Below are 19585 nucleotides of genomic sequence, written 5' to 3'. Positions count from 1 at the left end.
ATAAATGTTTGCATATGAAACAATTTTTAAGAGTTTTATTGTTTTGTTTTTGTATTCCCAGTTTGTCGATCGGGCAATCTATATTCAGTAATCCTATAAATGGCGTTAACCCTAATGATTCGAATCCATATACATCGGGACAAATTGTTAGCTCAGATATAACCGTTTCTGGGATTGGAAGAGGAAGTGGTATATTTGGAATAAATGCCAATAACAGATACGACGCTAGAAGTTGGAAATCGGATGAGTTGGATTCTAATACTTATTTTGAATTTTCTTTAACTCCAAATCCCACTAAAGAGATTGATTTTGTAAGTTTTGTTTATACAGGACAAATTTCAGAGAATGGACCTACTCGTTTTGCTTTGCGTTCTAGTGTTGATGGATTTACATCAGATGTTGGTACGGTTTTAGCAACTGGGGCAACAGTATCTTTATCTAGTAGCAATTTTCAAAACATCAGTTCTCCTATTACATTCAGATTATACGGATGGGGAGCAAATGCTGGAACTGGTACTTTTAGTGTCAATGATTTTGAATTTAGAGGAATTGTTTCCTGTGTCATTTCTAGTGTGCCTATTTTGACAGAGATTGCACTTCCTTGTTTGGCGACTTCTTTCGAATTAAGTTGGAATGAATCTGAAGATGCGTTAGATTATTTTATTGATGTTGCTACCGATTCAGATTTTGTAAATAGCTTATCAGGCTATCAAAATAAAGAAATAGGGAATGTTCTCATGGAATCTATTCTTGGATTAAAACCAGGAGAAAGTTGCTTTGTTAGATTGCGTTCTGCTAATAGTTGTGGAGTAAGTGCCAACTCGAATACCATAAGAGTTTCTCCTGTTGAAACTATCTATAATCATGGCTGGTCTAATGGTATCCCTGATCGGAACAAAAAAGTACGTTTTTCGAGTGATTTTTTGATTGATTCAGCTCTAGAAGCTTGTTCGTGTCAAATAGACTCAGGCGTAGCTGTTAAGGTAGAGTCGGGTAGTGTTTTGCAATTGGAAAATGAGTTAAGTGTATTGGGAACTGCTTCTTTAACATTTGAAAATGATGCGAGTTTGGTTCAGGTGAATGATTTAGCTGTTAACACGGGTGATATTATCTACAGGCGAATTACTGCTCCGATGAAGAATTTTGATTTTACGTATTGGTCCTCGCCCGTAAAAAACCAAGTTTTGAATATATTGTCACCAAATACATTTTATGATAAATACTTTAGTTTTGCTGATAACAAGTGGGTGACAGAAAATGGAAATTCTACTATGAATCCAGCTGGAAAAGGATTTATTATTCGAGTTCCTAAACCTAATATTGCTTATGCGAACGGCGAATATTGGAATGGAGTAGATGTTTATTACAAACAACAGGTTCAGTTTGTGGGGATGCCATACAATGGAATTATTAATATTTCAGTTCTGGAGGGACAAAATAATTTAATTGGGAATCCTTATCCATCAGCTGTAGACGCCGATTCGTTTATACTGAAAAATGCATCAGTATTGTATGGTGCTTTGTATTTTTGGACACACAATTCAACTGCAACGAAAACGGGAAATCAATATTTTTATAATTCGGATGATTATGCTACATACAACTTGACTGGAGGTACAAGGACAGCGGTAGAAGCATCGACAGGAGGTGGATTTCCATCTGGTAAAATAGCGGCGGGCCAGTCATTTTTTGTAGGTAGTAAAGTAGCGGGTAGTTTTGAATTTAACAATGCGATGCGTATTTTTCAACCAGGATTAAATAATCAATTTTTTAAGAACGAAAAGACTAAAGAGAGAGAAAATGTAGCGAAAAATAGAATTTGGCTTAATTTTACTAGTGCTAAGGGTGTTTTTAAGCAATTATTGGTTGGTTATATAGATGGAGCTACAAATGATTTGGATGATTTGTATGACGGTATTAGTTTTAATGGGAATTCAGATGTTGATTTTTACAGTATAAACAAAATAAAAAAGCTTTCTATTCAAGGGCGTGCCTTGCCGTTTTACGAATTAGATAGTGTTCCGTTGGGATACAAAAGTAAGCTCGGAGATACTTTTACAATTAGTATTGATCAGGTTGATGGTTTGTTTAACAAACGTCAAATTTTTTTAGAAGACAAAAGCAATGGTGTTATTCATAATTTAGGAAAGAGCCCGTATGTTTTCTCTACGCAAAATGGCGAATATAATGAACGTTTTGTACTGCGTTATACTTCCGCTAAAGAATCAGTTCTTAAGAATGATGTTTTTGATAATTCTAAACAACAATTCGAGATTGCAATACAAGGGAATCAATTGAATTTTAAGTCTATAAATGTGGATTTATCTACAGTCTTTATTTATGATTTAAAAGGAGCACTTCTTTATCAAAGGACACGTATCGATAATCGTCAGATTGTAGTTTCTAATTTAATTTTGAAGCACCAAATTTTAATAGTTAAAACTGTTTTTGGAGATAATACTAGTAGGACGGATAAAGTATTTTTTTGATTAAATGTAAAACATTAGAGAAAGTAATTAGGATTGTTTAAACTAAAAAGCCCCATTTTCATAATGAAAAAGGGGCTTTACTATTTCTATAAAAAGTTTTATTTTCCTTTTATTGATGCTTCTAAATTTTTCTCAATCGTATGCCCTGGTCTAGTCCATTTTGGTTTTTCTCCTAGTGATTCAAATTGAGAATCAACTGCTTCAACAGTTGGTCTTTGTACTGCTTTTTTGAATGGTTTTTGTGGTTTTAAACCCAATAAATCAAACATTTTCATGTCTTCATTAACGTCTGGATTTGGTGTTGTAAGTAATTTGTCTCCAGCAAAAATAGAATTGGCTCCAGCAAAGAAACACATGGCTTGACCTTCGCGACTCATATTCATTCTTCCAGCCGATAAACGCACTTGAGTTTCTGGCATTACAATTCTAGTGGTGGCTACCATTCGAATCATTTCCCAAATTTCTACCGGTTTTTCATTTTCCATCGGTGTGCCTTCTACCGCTACTAAAGCATTGATTGGTACCGATTCCGGTTGTGGGTTCAAAGTGGACAGTGCTACTAACATTCCAGCTCTGTCTTCGATGCTTTCTCCCATTCCTATAATTCCACCACTACAAACGGTAACGCTGGTTTTGCGAACATTTTCTATAGTTTGTAAGCGATCTTCAAATCCACGAGTAGAGATTACTTCTTTATAATAATCTTCTGAAGTATCTAAGTTGTGATTGTAAGCGTAAAGACCTGCTTCTGCCAATCGTTGAGCTTGGTTTTCGGTAATCATACCTAAAGTACAGCAAACTTCCATGTCCATTTTGTTGATGGTACGAACCATTTCCAAAACTTGGTCAAATTCAGGGCCGTCTTTTACATTTCTCCAGGCTGCTCCCATACATACACGGGAAGAACCTCCTGATTTGGCCTGAAGGGCTTGTGCTTTTACTTGGTTTACAGACATTAGATTGTTTCCTTCAACACCTGTGTTGTATCTGGCAGCTTGTGGGCAATATCCGCAATCTTCAGAACAGCCACCTGTTTTAATGGAAACCAAAGTAGAAACCTGAACTACATTTGGGTCATGGTGTTCCCGGTGAATAGTAGCTGCTTCATAAAGCAAGTCCATCATCGGTTTATTATAAATAGCAATAATTTCTTCTTTCGTCCAGTTGTGTTTTGTGATACTCATTGATCCTTTATTTTGATGCCCCAAAAGTAATCAAATTGTTATAAAGAAGCAATGTATTGGGTTTAAAAAGACTTACTATGAATAGTTTAAAAGAGTGGTTTAATCTGCTATAAATTTATCATTATAGTACAACATTAATAAGAGGGTAACGATAACCGATGAAGCAATTCCTTCAAAAAATAAGCTAAAGCAATATATATTGATTGAAGGGTGTCCGCCGAATAAAAAGGTTTCCGATAAGTTATGAATGTAAGCATCGCCTCCTCTCAGATAACTATAAATCAATAGTCCTGCTATAGAGAGCGATACTCCTACCGCTGAAGTTACTAAAGCAGCCAAAGCATTGGGGACAAATTTTTTCTTGCCATGGGCAATTCTTGATTGTAAAGTATCATTAACAGCATAAATAATGAAAAACACATTCAGTAATCTTAAATAGAAAAGATGGGATAGTCCTAGAAATTCCATCAGCAGAAAATATGTTCCTATTGTTATAAAAATGAAATACCCATTTTTAATTTCTTTTTTTACTTTCATGTCATTCGTTTTTTAAAAGTTAGAAATGCAGTATATGTTTGGTAATCACGTAGGTTGATATAAATTTACGAAAAATAATTGATAGAATTACAAATATAGTGATATCGTAGTTTTTTATCCTTTTTATGGAAAAGGGAAACGGTAGCCTCCGTTTTTAAAATTATATAGGAAAGGCTACAGTAAGTGAAGTTGCCTATTTTTCTTTATGTCTGTTAGGTCACTTGTGTTAATCGGATTTGGATTTTCCATAGTTATCGGGATGGGCTACTTCAGTAGTTCCCTATTATCCCTCTCACGGATAATCAACAACTTCAGAGCAATATTGCCAATATTGTAAAAAAAGCTTTACCGAAAAGGATAATAGTATGAAAGATTCTATACATTTTTAAAATAAGCCAAAGCTGTATTTTTATCTTTTTCTAATTGCTCTTTTAAATGAGTTACTGAGTCAAATTTTTCTTCTGCTCGGATTCTTTCTAAAATATAAACTGTAATCTTTTGGTTGTATAAAACTTCATCAAAGTCAAAATAATTGATTTCGATTGTCTGATATTTGCCATCAACTGTGGGATTGAAGCCAATATTCATCATTCCTAAAACAGTTTTTGAGCGGATAACGCTCTTCACAATGTACACTCCGTTTTGAGGAATAAGCTTGAAGTTTTCGTCTAATTTCAAATTGGCAGTTGGAAAACCAATGGTTCTGCCCAATTGTTTCCCTTTGGTTACAATGCCCGTTAGAGAATAATCATAACCTAAATATTTATTAGCCAAAGCCACATTGCCTTCGATTAGTGCATGTCTAATTTTTGTTGAGCTTACAGACACTTCGTTGATTTCTTGTGCCGAAATTTCTTCTACCTCAAAATCATATTGTTTTCCAAAAGCTTTTAAATCATCGATATTAGCAGTTCTATTGCGCCCAAATCGGTGGTCATGACCAATTATTATTTTGTGAATATGAAATTGATCAACCAGTATGTTTTTTACAAATTCTTCGGCTGTCAATCTGGAGAAGCTCTCGTCAAAAGGATGAATAACTAAATTTTGAATCCCTATTTTGTCGAATAGATCTATTTTTTCTTCAATGGTATTGAGAAGTTTTATGTCTGAGTCCTCTTGTAAAACCATACGAGGATGTGGAAAAAAAGTAAGCACTAGGCTTTCGTATTTTTCGTTTTCTGTACTTTGGGTAAGTTTTTCCAGAATTTTTTTATGGCCAAAATGAACACCGTCAAAGGTTCCTAGTGTAAGGATCGTTTTTTTTATTGTTTCTCCAGTACCAATTTGGAAATCGTTTATAGAATGAAAAATCTTCAAAATACATAATTTTAATATTTTGCAAATTTATACTATCTATTTTAAAAAGAAGAATAAGAAGTTTCTATTTTAAGAGGGAAATGTTATTAATTACCAATATTATTATGTCACACTGGCGGTTGTATTGGATAGGGAGTACGTGAAATTTGTGAAATCATTTTTTAAATCGTTGTGTATTCCATTGCAAATGAATTAATTTTGTGAATTAATTTTTATAATTATGAGTAAATTACTATTTTGTTTTGGTTTATTTTGGGTTGTTTTTGTTGGATATTCTCAAGGGAAATCGTCTTGGACAGCGGTAGGTTATTCTCAAAAAACAGTTTCTGAAAGACAGGAAAGTAATTCTGAATTAGAGAGTAAATTATTGTACACTTTAAATGAAGCCGAATTTAAAAATTCTCTCGAAACATTGCGTTCACGCGCTCCGATCAATAAAGGAGTTGCAATTGCAATACCAAATAGTAATGGGCAAATTGAACAGTTTTTGGTTGTAGAGTCTTCTAATTTTGCTCCTGAATTGCAAGCGCTATATCCTGAAATCCGTGCCTATTCGGGAACAGGGATTACAGATCCTGGGGCTTCCATTAATTTTAGTGTTTCTCCGAGCGGAATTCAAACTATGGTTTTGAGAGGAGACAGCGGTTCGGAATTTATTGAGCCTTTAGCTAAAGATAAATCAATATATGCAATTACGACTTCTAAGAATCGAAGTAAAGGAGATTTGCCTTTAACTTGTAGGACGGTGGATGTTGCATTGAATAAGGATTTGGCAAAAGAAACGAGTAAATTAAGGTCTAATAATGGAGTGTTTAAAACTATGAGACTAGCATTGTCTTGCACTGGGGAATATACTGCTTATTTTGGAGGGACAGCAGCGAATGCCTTGGCTGCAATGAATACGACGATGACACGTGTAAATGGGGTGTTCAATAAAGATTTAGCTTTAAAACTGGAAATTATAGCCAACAATATCGCTTTAATTTACACCGATGCTGCAACAGATCCGTACTCCGATGCTACAGCTGGGGTTGGTGGGGATTGGACCTTGCAATTACAAAATACCTTGACTTCGGTGATTGGTAACGCGGGTTATGATATTGGACATTTGTTTGGGGCTTCAGGAGGGGGGGGAGATGCTGGCTGTATAGGTTGCGTTTGTGTTGATCCAACTGTTTCTGAGCCTGCAGGTAAAGGGAGTGCCTTTACATCGCCATCCAATGGTAAGCCAGAGGGTGATAGTTTTGATGTCGACTATGTGGCTCACGAAATGGGGCACCAACTAGGAGCTAATCATACTTTTTCGTATGACGTTGAAGGGACTGGCATAAGTGTAGAACCTGGAAGTGGTACTACTATTATGGGTTACGCCGGAATAACTGATTATAATGTTCAAAGTGAATCGGACGATTATTTTGCTTACGCAAGTGTTAAGCAAATTCAAGATAACTTGGCTACTAAAACATGTCCCTTAAGTACTCCAATGAGCAATCAAACTCCAACAGTAAATGCTGGGATGGATTATATTATTCCAAAAAGTACTGCTTTTGTTTTAAATGGTACAGCTTCAGATCCAAATGGAAATACGTTGACTTATTGTTGGGAGCAAAATGATTCGGCTACGACAAGTCAAAGTGGTGCGAATAGTTATGCTTATGCTACAAAATCCAATGGTCCTAATTTTAGATCTTTTTTGCCAAGTAGTGTGACCAATCGTTATTTTCCGGCTTTTGACAGAGTGTTGTCTAGTCAGTTAACTTCGGCCTGGGAATCTGTTTCGTCAGTGAGTAGGAAGTTGAATTTTGTATTTACCGGTAGAGATAATGCGAGTGAAGGACTAGGTCAAACTAATTCGGATGCGATGGTAGTTACGGTAGATGATACTAAAGGGCCATTTGCCGTTACTTCGCAAAACACAGCTGATTCAAGTTGGTTTTTAGGTTCTGTACAGACTATAACGTGGAGTGTAAATGGTACTGATTCTTTATCTGGTTCATCCAATGTGAATATTAGGTTGTCTACTGACGGTGGTTTGACTTTTCCTATATTTTTGGCAACGAATACTCCAAACGACGGCTCAGAGGTTGTTACGGCTCCAACTACTGCAGCCAAGAATTGTAGAATTTTGATAGAACCTACAGGTAATATTTTTTATGCGGTAAATAGTAAACCTTTTGCAATAGGTTATCGTGTTGTTTCGTCTTGTAATACCTATTCCTATGCAACGCCCTATTCAATACCCGATGCGCAAAGTACTTATACTGAGAAGACAATCGTGGTGCCGGCTGGTTCTCTAGAAATTAAAGACGTAAATGTCAACCTTAGTTTTACACATACTTATATATCGGATGTTCAAATTGATTTGGTTAGTCCAAAGGGAACTGTAGTGAAACTTTTTGATAGATCCTGTGGTGCCAGTAATACAAGTTTAGTTTTGACTTATGATGATTTGGGCGGGTTGTTAACATGTGGTTCAACAACCAGTCAAACGGTTGCTCCGGCAGCTCTTTTATCTGCCTTTAATGGAGAAAATCCTGGAGGAACATGGAAATTAAGATTTAGGGATATAGGAGTTGGTGATACAGGGACAATAAATTCGGCATCGATACAGATTTGTTCTAGCGCTTATGCAACTTTGGCAACACCAAGTTATGATGTTAAGGATTTCATTTTGTATCCGAATCCCAATAAAGGAAACTTTACTATCCTTTTTACGAGTCCTGATAAAACTGATGTTGAAGTATTTGTTACTGACATGTTGGGGCGTAAGATTTATCAAAAAACCTTCAAAAATACGGGTAATTTCAATGAGAATATTCAATTGATTAATGCTTCAGCCGGAACGTATATCGTTACGGTCGTAGATGGAGATCGAAAGGGAGTTTCTAAGATTATAGTGAACTAAAACTGTTTTAAATTTACAAAAAGGGAGACAAATTGCTTGTCTCCCTTTTTTTATTTACCGTTATAGGTTGTCATAGTATTTTCCAGTCCTGCTGTTCCAAAAGATTTTATGATTTCGGAAGCGAGTTCCAGTCTTTCGGGAAGTTTTGCTTTCTCGGTATCGTCCCAATCTCCCAAAACGTAATCAACTTGTTGGCCTTTTTTGAATTCATCACTGATGCCAAATCTAAAGCGGGTATATTCTTGTGTGTTTAGAACGAGATTGATGTTTTTGAGTCCGTTATGTCCTCCATCGCTGCCTTTTTTTCGGATGCGAATGGTTCCGAACGAAAGATTCAAATCATCGGTGATGACAAATAGGTTTTCCAGAGGAATGTTTTCTTTGTCCATCCAATATTTTACGGCCTTGCCGCTTAGATTCATATAAGTATTGGGTTTAAGTAGTAAAAAGGTTCTTCCTTTGAATTTGTATTCGGCGAGTGCGCCCAGTTTTACGGTTTCGAATGAGATTCCTTCTTTTTTTGCTAAAAAATCGACTACTTTAAAACCAATATTGTGTCGTGTATTTACGTATTCGGAGCCGATGTTACCAAGACCAACGATTAAAAATTTATTACTCACGTTTTTATATTTTTTTGGTGTTCGTGAACCTCTGGTTTCACATTATCTATGTTCTCTTCTGTTTTTGGTGATAAAAGCGTTTGTTCCCGATAGCTATCGGGACATTTTATCATGCTGCAAAAATAAACTTTATTCGATTATTGGGCGATATGAATTACGTCAAATTTAACCGCAAAACTCGCTAAGAATTATGCGAAGTTCGCAAAGCTTTGTGTTCCTTGCTTTTTTTTGCGCGTTTTGAAGTAGTATGATTGCAAAAATAAAACCATAAAATCCAACTAGCCCCGATTGCAGCGGTATCCCAGCTCGTTTTTTCTACGAGATGGAATATAGCGGAAAGCGGGAATCCATGCTTCCTGAAATGCCCAATCTTTCGCTTTTATTCAAAAAAAAAGCACCAGTCGTGAAACTGATGCTTTTGATATAGATTGAAAAAGTATTATTTTTTCTTTTTTGCAGGAGCTTTTGCTGCTTTTGCTGCTTCTTGCGCTGCTTTCATAGCCGCACGAGAGATCTTCACCTGACAAATTACTGTGTTGTCTGGGTGCATGATTTTGAAGTTTGGTGTTGGCACTTTAGTAACGTATAATTTGTTACCCATGTCAAGAGGTGTGATGTCAGCTTCAACGAAATCTGGAAGATTTTTTGGTAAAGCTTTAACTTTCAATTTACGAGTGTTCAAACGTAAATCTCCACCTGCCATAACTCCTTTTGATTTTCCAACTATTTTTACTGGAACTTCCATAGTGATTTCTTTGTCATCAAAGATTTGAAAGAAGTCAATATGTAAAATTTTGTCAGATACCGGGTGTACTTGAATGTCTTGTAAAACTGCATTGAAAGTTTTTCCTTCTCCAAGTTCAATCACAACTGTGTGCGCGTTTGGAGTGTAAACCAAGTTCTTGAAAGCTATAACTTCCGCTGAAAAATGAACTGCCTGACTTCCTCCGTATAATACGCAAGGAACCAATCCAGCATTACGTAAGGCTTTAGTAGCTACTTTGCCCACGCTTTCTCTTTCTGATCCTTTAATTGTAATCGATTTCATTGTAAATATTTATATAGTTATTAATTAAACTCTTGTTTATGGATTATTTGGCTGTTCGAACAATCTAATAATCAATTCTTACATTAAGAATTTTCCACTAATGGAATTGTTGTGATGCACCATGTGCATTACTTCGGCAAAAAGAGGTGCACAACTCACTACTCTTATTTTGTTGGATTGTTTTTTCAACGGAATAGAATCGGTTACGATTAGTTCCAACAATTTTGAATTCTCTATTTTTTCGTATGCACCGCCCGATAAGATGGCGTGTGTACAAATGGCTCTTACACTTAAGGCTCCTTTTTCGATCATTAAATCGGCAGCTTTCGCCAAAGTTCCTCCTGTGTCAATCATGTCATCCACTAAGATTACATTTTTGCCTTTTACTTCTCCGATAAGCTCCATTGTTTCAATAACATTGGCCGCTTTTCTTTGTTTATAGCAAATTACTACTTCAGAATTTAAGAATTTAGAATAAGCGTAAGCTCTTTTCGATCCTCCCATATCTGGCGAAGCAATCATTAAATTATCTAGACCTAGGCTTTCTACGTATGGTAAAAAGATAGTGGATGCAAAAAGATGATCTACTGGTTTCTCGAAGAATCCTTGTATTTGATCAGCATGCAAATCCATAGTCATTATTCTTGTGGCTCCCGCAGCATCTAGTAAATTAGCTACTAGTTTTGCTCCAATCGGCACTCGTGGCTTGTCTTTTCTGTCTTGTCTTGCCCAACCGAAGTAAGGTATAACAGCTGTAATGTGTCTTGCTGATGCACGTTTTGCAGCGTCAATCATCAATAGTAATTCCATTAAATTATCGGCAGTAGGAAACGTTGAGCAAACGATAAAAACACGTAACCCTCTGATTGATTCTTCGTAAGAAGGTTGAAACTCACCATCACTGTAAGTAGACATGGTAACTTTCCCCATAGGGATTCCGTATTCTTTTGCAATTTTCTCTGCAAGATACTCACTTTTTGAACAAGCAAAAATTTTAGCTTCTGGTTCTAGGTGTGACATTTAATTTGTTGTTTTTATTTCGCTGCGTTTAATACAGTTCGGCTTCATCATTATGTCTAAAGCCAGAAGAATATAAATGCCTCGAGTGTAGTTAGTTGTGATTTCCTTTTTTTAGGAGGTGCAAATTTAGAAAATAAAATCAACTCTGAAAGGAAAAATTTAAGTATTTTTATTAGAATGTTTAAAAATATTTTTTACATTTGCACCGTGTTAAAGGAAAAGATAATTGTTGAAACACATTATCTCTTTATTGCGTTGAAATAATTGTTAATTGTTTCATGTCTAGCTAAGCCCGGATGGCGGAATTGGTAGACGCGCTGGTCTCAAACACCTGTGGGAAACCGTGCCGGTTCGACTCCGGCTCCGGGTACAAAAACCGCTTCGAAAGAAGCGGTTTTTTTGGTTTTACGAGGTTTTTAATTCTTTCAAATTCCTTCTTTTTTATAAATTCTAAGTATTTTACAATCAGAATCGTAATTTTTTACGTGTATCATAATTTATAAATATTTTTGTCGTAAACTTGTAAGTGTAAATTAAACACTTATAATTATGAACAAAATATGCAGTATCCTTTTATTGGTTTTTTCACTATATTCATTTGCTGAAAACCCTGTCAATTACTCGTTTGTCAATGCTGATAAAACCATAAAAGTTGAATTTAATCTGACCTCGAAGAAAACACCTTCTTATAAAGTTTTCTTCAAAAATAAATTGGTTATCAATACTTCTGAGCTTGGGATTGTTCGTGAGGATGCCAATTTCTATACTGACATGAAGATTGTAAAGGTTTCTGAAGCGAAAGCTGTTCAAGATGATTACAATATGCTTCAGGGGAAACGAAAAAACATTCACTATGCAGCCAATCAATATATAGTGAGATTACAAAACAAAACCGGAGAAGATATGGAAATTATTTTTCAACTTTCCTATGATGGAATCGCTTTGCGGTATCATTTTCCTAAAACGTCTGACGTTATCAAGAAAATAACGGAAGAGAAAACCACTTATAATTTTGATGCTCCCGCAAAAGCGTGGTTGCAACCAATGTCAAAAGCTAAAACGGGTTGGAAAGAAACCAATCCGTCTTACGAAGAGCATTATGCGATGGGTGTTCCCGTAAATGCCAAGCCAGCGATTGGAGAAGGGTGGGTATATCCGGCTTTGTTCAATGCGAATGATGCTTGGGTTTTAATTACTGAATCCGGATTGCAGGATAATTACTGCGGTAGCCGATTGGTATATAATGATGCCTCAAAAGCATTACAAGTTACTTTTCCGCAAAAGGAAGAAATTTTCCCAAACGGCGCTCTAAATCCCGAATCGCAATTGCCTTGGTACACGCCTTGGCGAATCATTACTGTTGGCACTTTAAAAACGATTACCGAAAGTACACTAGGAACCGATTTGGCCGATCCAGCGATTCCTATGGACGCTTCTTTTATTAAAAGTGGCTTGTCTTCTTGGAGTTGGGTTTTGCTAAAGGATGAATCAGTTAATTTTGAAACCACCTTACAATTTATTGATTATGCCTCCAGTATGAATTGGCCGTATTGTTTGATTGATGCCGATTGGGATACTCGAATCGGCGATGCCAAAATGAAAGAGTTGGTAGCTCATGCCGCAGCAAAAAACGTTAAACTATTGGTTTGGTACAATTCATCAGGGTCATGGAATAGTACGGAATACCATCCGAAAGGGAAATTACTAACCCACGCCGACAGAGATAAAGAATTCTCAAAATTACAAGAAATGGGAATTGCGGGTGTTAAAGTTGATTTTTTTGGTGGTGATGGACAGTCGATGATTGCCTATTATCACGCCATGTTGAAAGATGCTGCGGAACATAAATTATTGGTTAATTTTCATGGGGCTACTTTGCCAAGAGGGTTGCAGCGTACTTTTCCCAATTTAATCTCTACCGAGGCAGTGAAAGGACAAGAGTATATTACGTTTTTTCAGGATATTGCCGATTTGCAACCTAGTCATTGCTCGATGCTTCCTTTTGCAAGAAATGTTTTTGACCCAATGGATTTCACACCTATGGTATTGGATTCTATTCCTAATATCAAGCGTAAAACAACACCTGCTTTTGAATTGGCTTTGCCTGTTTTATTCTTGTCAGGGATTCAACACATTGCCGAAACGCCTGTTGGGATGGCCAAAATGCCTAAATATGTGGTGGATTATCTAAAAGATATTCCGACGAATTGGGATGATTCCAAATTTATAGATGGATACCCAGGAAAATATATTGTTATGGCCAGAAAAAAAGACAACGTTTGGCATATAGTGGGTATTAATGGTGAAAACAAAGCCAAAGAAATAGAACTTGATTTGTCATTTGTGACCAATGAATCCGGTTATGTCATACTGGAAAATGAGAAAGGTTTTCAACAACAGATGATTTCAAAAAACAAAAAGCTTAAAGTAACGATGAAGCCCAATGGTGGTTTTGTGGTGAAAATGTAGTGAGAAGAAATAGTTGAAGTTTAGTTAGGTTGGTAATGTCAGTGTAGCAGAATAATAAAGCTATTATTTTGGTATGCTGGCATTTTGTTTTAAATTGAAGGACAAGGTGTTGGTTTGTAGTTTGCTTATTTATTTGTTTATCCGTCTTGCTGCTTTTTTCTTTTAATTAGAGCATTGAATTCGTCTTCTTGTTTAAATGAATAAAGTGTTAAAAAATCGATATAACATGTTTTTTAATCGATTAAAGTACAATTTATTAAGAAATTGGAGTATTAATTTATTAAATTATGAACATTAGTTAATACTACATCGTTGTAGTCTTATTGTGAAAAAAATGATGCTGTTATAAAAGTAATTAAAGTTTTACTTTTAAAATCTTAAAGTTACCAAATCGTTATTTTTTAACAATAAACATAGATTGATGAAAATAAAATTACGTTTAATTTTACTAATTGTTATTATATTAAGCAATAAATTAATTGCTGCAAATTTTAAGAATTTAGCATTTTTATCTAAGACTAAGGAGGAAGTATTACTTTTTAAATGTTCAAAAAGCATAAAAGGTTTGCATCTGACTTCTTTTGGAAAGTATGATCTTTCAGCAATAGTTACTCCACCTACAACAACTGCAGGAAGTTCTTGTGGTCCAGGAATAATTAATCTTTCGGCTACAGGAGCAAGCGGAGATGTGATTGAATGGTTTTCTAGCCAAACGAGTGTAACCGTTTTGGCTACAGGGAATAATTATAGTCCTAATGTATCAACTACAACCACTTTTTATGTGTCTGCTCGATCAAGTTTAGGGACTAGTACTCGTGTTCCTGTGGTAGCGTCTGTATATAATGTTCCACCAGTGGTTACTTTGTCGTCAAATCCAATAAATAATGCTTCCAATCCATTATGTTTAGGGTCTTCGGTAACCTTTACTGCTAATGGTGGAGCTGATTTATTTGAATTTTCGGTTGATGGTGTTGTCAAACAAGCGATGTCTAGCAGTAGAACATATACTACAAATGCATTGGCCAATGGGCAAATAGTAAGTGTTCGATCTCGATATGCAGTAACATTGGATGGTTCTCTTACCGAAAATGCTTGGGGAACAGCTCCTTTAGAGGATAATGTTCTTTCTGCTTCATTATCTGGTCTTGCAACAAATGGATATATTAATGCCCTAAAAATAAGCCCAACAGAAGACAAATTGGTTTTTGGAATTGCAGGTAAAGCTTTAAATTATAGAAGAATTATGGTTTTTTTGGATACCAAACCTGGGGGATTTAATGTTTCTAATTATGGGGATGAAAATGGATCGCTTCCAGTAAGGGCATTTAACTATTTTAACAACAATCCAAGTACTTTTGATTCCTATTTTTTTGCTGATTATTGCTTGGCCATTGCAACAGATGGCGGTGAAACAAATTATTACGCCGATGTAATCGAATTGAAAACAGGGAATTCTACAAAAACCTATTTGGGTACAGCAGCTACAGGTGTTCCAACATCTGTAATGGGAGTCAATAAAAACAACACAGGTACTTCCGATTATAATTTGGGATTCGAAGTCGAAGTTTCAAAAGCATTAGTTGGATACACTAGTGGCGATGTTAAGTTTTTTGCCTTTACAATGCAGGATAATACATCATCCAATTATAATGTTACCAACTCGTTTTTGAGTCCGGCAACAAGAACTAGTGATTACGGTAGTGGAGCTATTGATTATAATTTGGAATCACCAAATCCGGTTGTTGTGTCAGGATCTGCTTTGACTCCTTGTTATTCTACTGACAGTATGACTATGAATTTTGCTTCTAATCCAACTGTTGCGACAGTAGGAGGAAATCAATCCAGATGTTCTTTAACCAGTGCAGTTCTTGGGGGAAATACGCCATCAATAGGAGTGGGAGTTTGGTCTAAAAAATCGGGACCAGGGACTGTTATTTTTAGTGATAGTTCACTTGGGAATGCGACAGCGACTGTTAGTGCTACTGGAACCTATGTTTTTACATGGACAATTTCAAGTGGTCAGTGTTCTGTTTCATCTGCTGATATTACTGTTGTTTATAACGTTACTGATGCTCCGACAGGTTCGGCTAATCAAAATTTTTGTGAAATAAACAATCCAAAAGTTAGCGATTTGGTTGCAACTGGAAATAATATAGAATGGTTTACAACGGCTAATGGAGGAACAGCGCTTCCTGTTAGTACAGATCTAGCAACAGGTCTCTATTTTGCAGAACAAACGAATGCAACAACTTCCTGTAAAAGTATTTCTCGTTTACAAGTAGATGTTATTGTAGATAATCCTGCAGGACCAACGGTGGCATCAACACAAACATTTTGTAATACCGCAATAGTATCCGATTTATCAGCAAGCGGTGTAGCTATAAAATGGTACGCGGCTCCTACAGGCGGAGTACCATTAGATCCTAATACAGTTTTAGTAAATGGAGAAACATATTATGCGACTCAAACGGTGACAGGAACACTTTCATGTGAAAGTTTTCCAAGAACTCCAACTACAGTTAGTATTAATACTACACCTGTGCCAACTGGTTCTGGTTCGCAAACGATCTGTAATTCCGGAACAATTTCCGATTTAATAGCGTCAGGATTAGGTACTATCAAATGGTATGCAAATCTAACTGGAGGGAGCGCACTTTCTGCTTCGACGACTTTGGTTTCAGGAACTACTTATTATGCTTCTCAAACTATCGGTACCTGTGAAAGTGCCACGAGATATGCACATGCGGTTATTATAAATAATCCTCAAATTCCTGTGAGCGGTGGAGATCAATTGAATGTTTGTGCAACAAACCCTTTACAAACGCTTACTGCAACAGCGACAGTTTCATCTGGGACTATTGTTTGGTATGATTCCATGACAAATGGAAATGTAGTTACGAGTCCAGTCTGGAATTCAGTTGGCTCAATTACTTATTATGCCCAAAACAATATAGGGTCTTGTTCTAGTATTTCTAGAATGGCAGTTGCACTTGAAATAAAAGATTCACCATTTTTGAATGTGACGGCAAAAACGTGTTCCCCTGATTTATTGACCTATACTGTCGATTTTACTGCTGCAAGCGGGAGCATAATTACAAGAGTGCCAGCTGTTGGTGTGATAATAGGGAATTCAATAAGTAATGTTCCAGCTGGAACAAATATTACTATTAGTGCAGATAAAGGAAATGGTTGTGTTGAAACATTTGCTGTAACAGCTCCAAATTGCGCATGTGCAGTTATAAATAATCCAATCAGTAGTGGAGATAAATCAATATGCGAAGGACAAGCGAACCCAACTTTGTCTGCCTCAGTTAATAGCGGAGAAACAGTTGATTGGTATAGTACTAGCAGTGGTGGTGCTTTGATAATTAATAATTTAAATTATATACCTACAGTTACTTTGCCTGGAGTCTATACCTATTATGCTGAAGCCAGAAAAACGGTTGATGGATGTTTGAGCTCTAGTAGAACTGCGGTATCGTTAACTATTAATTCGCAATCAAAACCAACTGGTGCAGCTACTCAGGCATTTTGTGAATCTCAAAATGCAACTATTGGAGATTTAATGGCTGTTGGAACTGGAATAAAATGGTATGCGAATGCTGTTGGCGGTTCACCATTGCTGGCTACAGCTGTTTTAGTGGATTCAGAAGATTATTATGCTTCTCAAACCGCAACAACAGGTTTACTTTGCGAGAGTGTAGAAAGGCTAAAAGTTATCGTTACAATTAATAAACCTGCTGCTCCAACAACAACGGATTCGAATCCCATTTTTTGTAATTCGGCCACTGTAGCTGATTTAATAGTTACAGGTAGCAATGTAAAATGGTATGATTCTCTAGGGACTTTATTGACGCCAAGTTCAGTTTTGGTAAATGGTGTTTATTCTGCAACACAGACCATATCTGGTTGTGAAAGTGTATCTAAATTGAATGTAACGGTTACCATTAATAAGCCTTCAGTAATAACTTTATCGGATATGGCACCCATTTTTTGTGAGTCTGCAAATGCTTCTGTTGCTTCTCTTACAGCCACAGCAACTTCTGGGGTAAACATAAAATGGTATTCGTCGTCTACAGGAAATACTCCATTACCGGATTCAACTCCTTTGATAAGTGCTTTATATTATGGTTCCCAAACTGTATCGGGTTGTGAAAGTTCACCTAGAGTTGTTGCTAATGTCACCATAAATGCGCCTTCTAGTCCTACGGGTAATGGAATACAGTCGTTTTGTTCTAGTAAATTTGCAAAAATTTCGGACTTAATAGTAACGGGAAGTGCCCCGATTGTATGGTATGATGCAACGGTTTCTGGAAGTTCTTTACTTGGAACCACTCCTTTAGTTGATGGAACAAAGTATTATGCTACGCAAAATGTTTCGGGATGTGAAAGTGTGAATCGCCTTGAGGTTTTAGCCGTAATTGTTGATCCGTTGACTCCAACTGCTGATTCTGTGACACCTCTTTTTTGTGAATCTCAAAACGCAACATTAAATTCGATTGTTTTAAAAGGAATCATAAACAATTCAAATGTAATTTGGTATGATGCTGCAACTGGGGGAACTATTTTATCTTCAAATACCATGATTGCAGTTGGAGCAAACTATTATGCATCGCAACAATCGACTACACCTTTGATTGGTTGTGAAAGCATTAATAGATTGATGGTAAGTCCTGTTTTAGATAAACAACAAGCTCCTATTATAGATAGTGTAACGCAACCAACATGTGGAGTAAATACGGGCGTTGTTTTATTTAGCGGATTGCCAGCCGGAAGTTGGACTATAATTCCGTCAATAGGTAGCGCGGTTATTGGTTCGGGTATTAATTATTTATTTACTGGTCTAGTAGCAGACAATGATTATACTTTTAAAATTTCGAATGCCAATGGATGTACTTCAGTGGCTTCGACTCCTGTTGTGAAAATAAATGCTGTTCCAACTGCTCCAATAGTTCCAACAGTTTCTTATAGCATTCAGCCTACATGTTCAATTCCAACAGGTACAATTGTAATAACTCCTCAAACAGGGATGGAGTACAGTTTGGATGCAACAAACTATCAATCCTTAAATGAGTTTGCTGGACTTGTTCCAAATAATTATACGTTGTCTGTTAGAAATGTTTTGGACGCTAGTTGTTCCGCTGTATCAGCTACTACTACCAAGATCAATGCAGTCCCAACAGCTCCGGTTGTTCCGACCGCTTTGAGTGTTGTTCAACCAACTTGCGGAACACCATCGGGAACAATTACTGTTGTTTCCCAAACAGGAATGGAATACAGTTTGGACGGAGCAACCTATCAATCATCAAATGTGTTTGCCGGACTTAGTCCAAATAATTATACGTTGTCTGTTCGAAATGTTTTGGATGCTACTTGTTTAGCTGTATCAGGTACTACCACTAAAATCAATGCTGTTCCAACAGCTCCGGTTGTTCCGACAGCTTTGAGTGTTGTTCAGCCTACTTGCGGAACACCATCGGGTACGATTACCATTGTTTCTCAAACAGGGATGGAATACAGTTTGGACGGAACTACCTATCAATCGTCAAATGTATTTGCTGGACTTGTGCCAAATAATTATACGTTGTCTGTTCGAAATGTTTTGGATGCTACTTGTTTAGCTGTATCAGGCACTGCCACCAAAATCAATGCTGTTCCAACAGCTCCGGTTGTTCCGACCGCTTTGAGTGTTGTTCAGCCTACCTGCGGAATACCATCGGGTACGATTACCATTGTTTCTCAAACAGGGATGGAATACAGTTTAGATGCAACAAACTATCAATCGTTAAATGTGTTTGCCGGACTTACTCCAAATAATTATACATTATCTGTTCGAAATGTTTTGGATGCTACTTGTTTAGCGGTTTCAGGTACTACCACTAAAATCAATGCTGTTCCAACAGCTCCGGTCGTTCCAACAGCTTTGAGTGTTGTTCAGCCTACCTGCGGAACACCATCGGGAACAATTACTGTTGTTTCCCAAACAGGAATGG

10 protein-coding genes and 1 tRNA gene are annotated in these 19585 nt (G+C 36.6%); 5 read left to right on the top strand and 6 right to left on the bottom strand.

The genetic code is table 11. From position 1 onward, the window contains the following. Window positions 1-14 precede the first annotated feature (14 nt). Window positions 15-2489, top strand: a complete 2475-nt coding sequence (locus KZH69_RS11495) for a RemA C-terminal-like gliding motility protein (RefSeq protein WP_219317591.1) — start codon at window positions 15-17, stop codon at window positions 2487-2489. A 98-nt stretch (window positions 2490-2587) separates the two neighbouring features. Here the strand turns inward: KZH69_RS11495 and bioB are convergent, their stop codons facing one another. The 3 genes from bioB to KZH69_RS11480 all read right to left on the bottom strand — a co-directional run bounded on the left by bioB (window position 2588) and on the right by KZH69_RS11480 (window position 5530). Next, window positions 2588-3673: a biotin synthase BioB gene (gene bioB / locus KZH69_RS11490; RefSeq protein WP_219317590.1), complete on the bottom strand. Its 1086-nt coding sequence runs from the start codon at window positions 3671-3673 to the stop codon at window positions 2588-2590. A gap of 99 nt (window positions 3674-3772) precedes the next feature. Beyond that, window positions 3773-4210, bottom strand: a complete 438-nt coding sequence (locus tag KZH69_RS11485) for a hypothetical protein (protein ID WP_219317589.1) — start codon at window positions 4208-4210, stop codon at window positions 3773-3775. A gap of 375 nt (window positions 4211-4585) precedes the next feature. Continuing rightward, window positions 4586-5530, bottom strand: a complete 945-nt coding sequence (locus tag KZH69_RS11480; protein WP_219317588.1) for a bifunctional riboflavin kinase/FAD synthetase — start codon at window positions 5528-5530, stop codon at window positions 4586-4588. 220 nt (window positions 5531-5750) lie between these two features. Here KZH69_RS11480 and KZH69_RS11475 point away from each other — a divergent pair, with 220 nt between their 5' ends. Next, window positions 5751-8435: a zinc-dependent metalloprotease gene (locus KZH69_RS11475; protein WP_219317587.1), complete on the top strand. Its 2685-nt coding sequence runs from the start codon at window positions 5751-5753 to the stop codon at window positions 8433-8435. A 50-nt stretch (window positions 8436-8485) separates the two neighbouring features. On the opposite strand, the gene pth is transcribed toward KZH69_RS11475, so the two are convergent. From pth to KZH69_RS11460, 3 genes are all read right to left on the bottom strand, one after another. Then, a complete protein-coding gene (gene pth / locus KZH69_RS11470) occupies window positions 8486-9055 on the bottom strand; it encodes an aminoacyl-tRNA hydrolase (RefSeq protein WP_219317586.1) in 570 nt (189 codons plus the stop codon). 439 nt (window positions 9056-9494) lie between these two features. Next, entirely contained in the window at window positions 9495-10103 is a 609-nt protein-coding gene (locus KZH69_RS11465; RefSeq protein WP_219317585.1) for a 50S ribosomal protein L25/general stress protein Ctc, read from the bottom strand. 78 nt (window positions 10104-10181) lie between these two features. Beyond that, window positions 10182-11123, bottom strand: coding sequence for a ribose-phosphate pyrophosphokinase (locus KZH69_RS11460; protein WP_219317584.1), 942 nt, complete (start codon window positions 11121-11123; stop codon window positions 10182-10184). Between the two features lie 290 nt (window positions 11124-11413). On the opposite strand from KZH69_RS11460, the gene KZH69_RS11455 reads away from it, so the two are divergent. The 3 genes from KZH69_RS11455 to KZH69_RS11445 form a co-directional block, all read left to right on the top strand. Beyond that, window positions 11414-11493: transfer RNA gene (locus KZH69_RS11455), tRNA-Leu, on the top strand. 179 nt (window positions 11494-11672) lie between these two features. Further along, the gene (locus KZH69_RS11450) at window positions 11673-13592 is read left to right on the top strand and encodes a glycoside hydrolase family 97 protein (protein ID WP_219317583.1); all 1920 of its coding nucleotides are present in this window, start codon (window positions 11673-11675) and stop codon (window positions 13590-13592) included. Window positions 13593-14013: 421 nt separating this feature from the next. Then, window positions 14014-19585 (top strand): Ig-like domain-containing protein (locus tag KZH69_RS11445; RefSeq protein ID WP_219317582.1); only part of this gene is annotated, 5572 nt, incomplete at its 3' end.

Source organism: Flavobacterium taihuense (assembly GCF_019351435.1).
Lineage (GTDB): Bacteria > Bacteroidota > Bacteroidia > Flavobacteriales > Flavobacteriaceae > Flavobacterium > Flavobacterium taihuense.
This window is presented reverse-complemented; position numbering and strand designations above follow the sequence as displayed.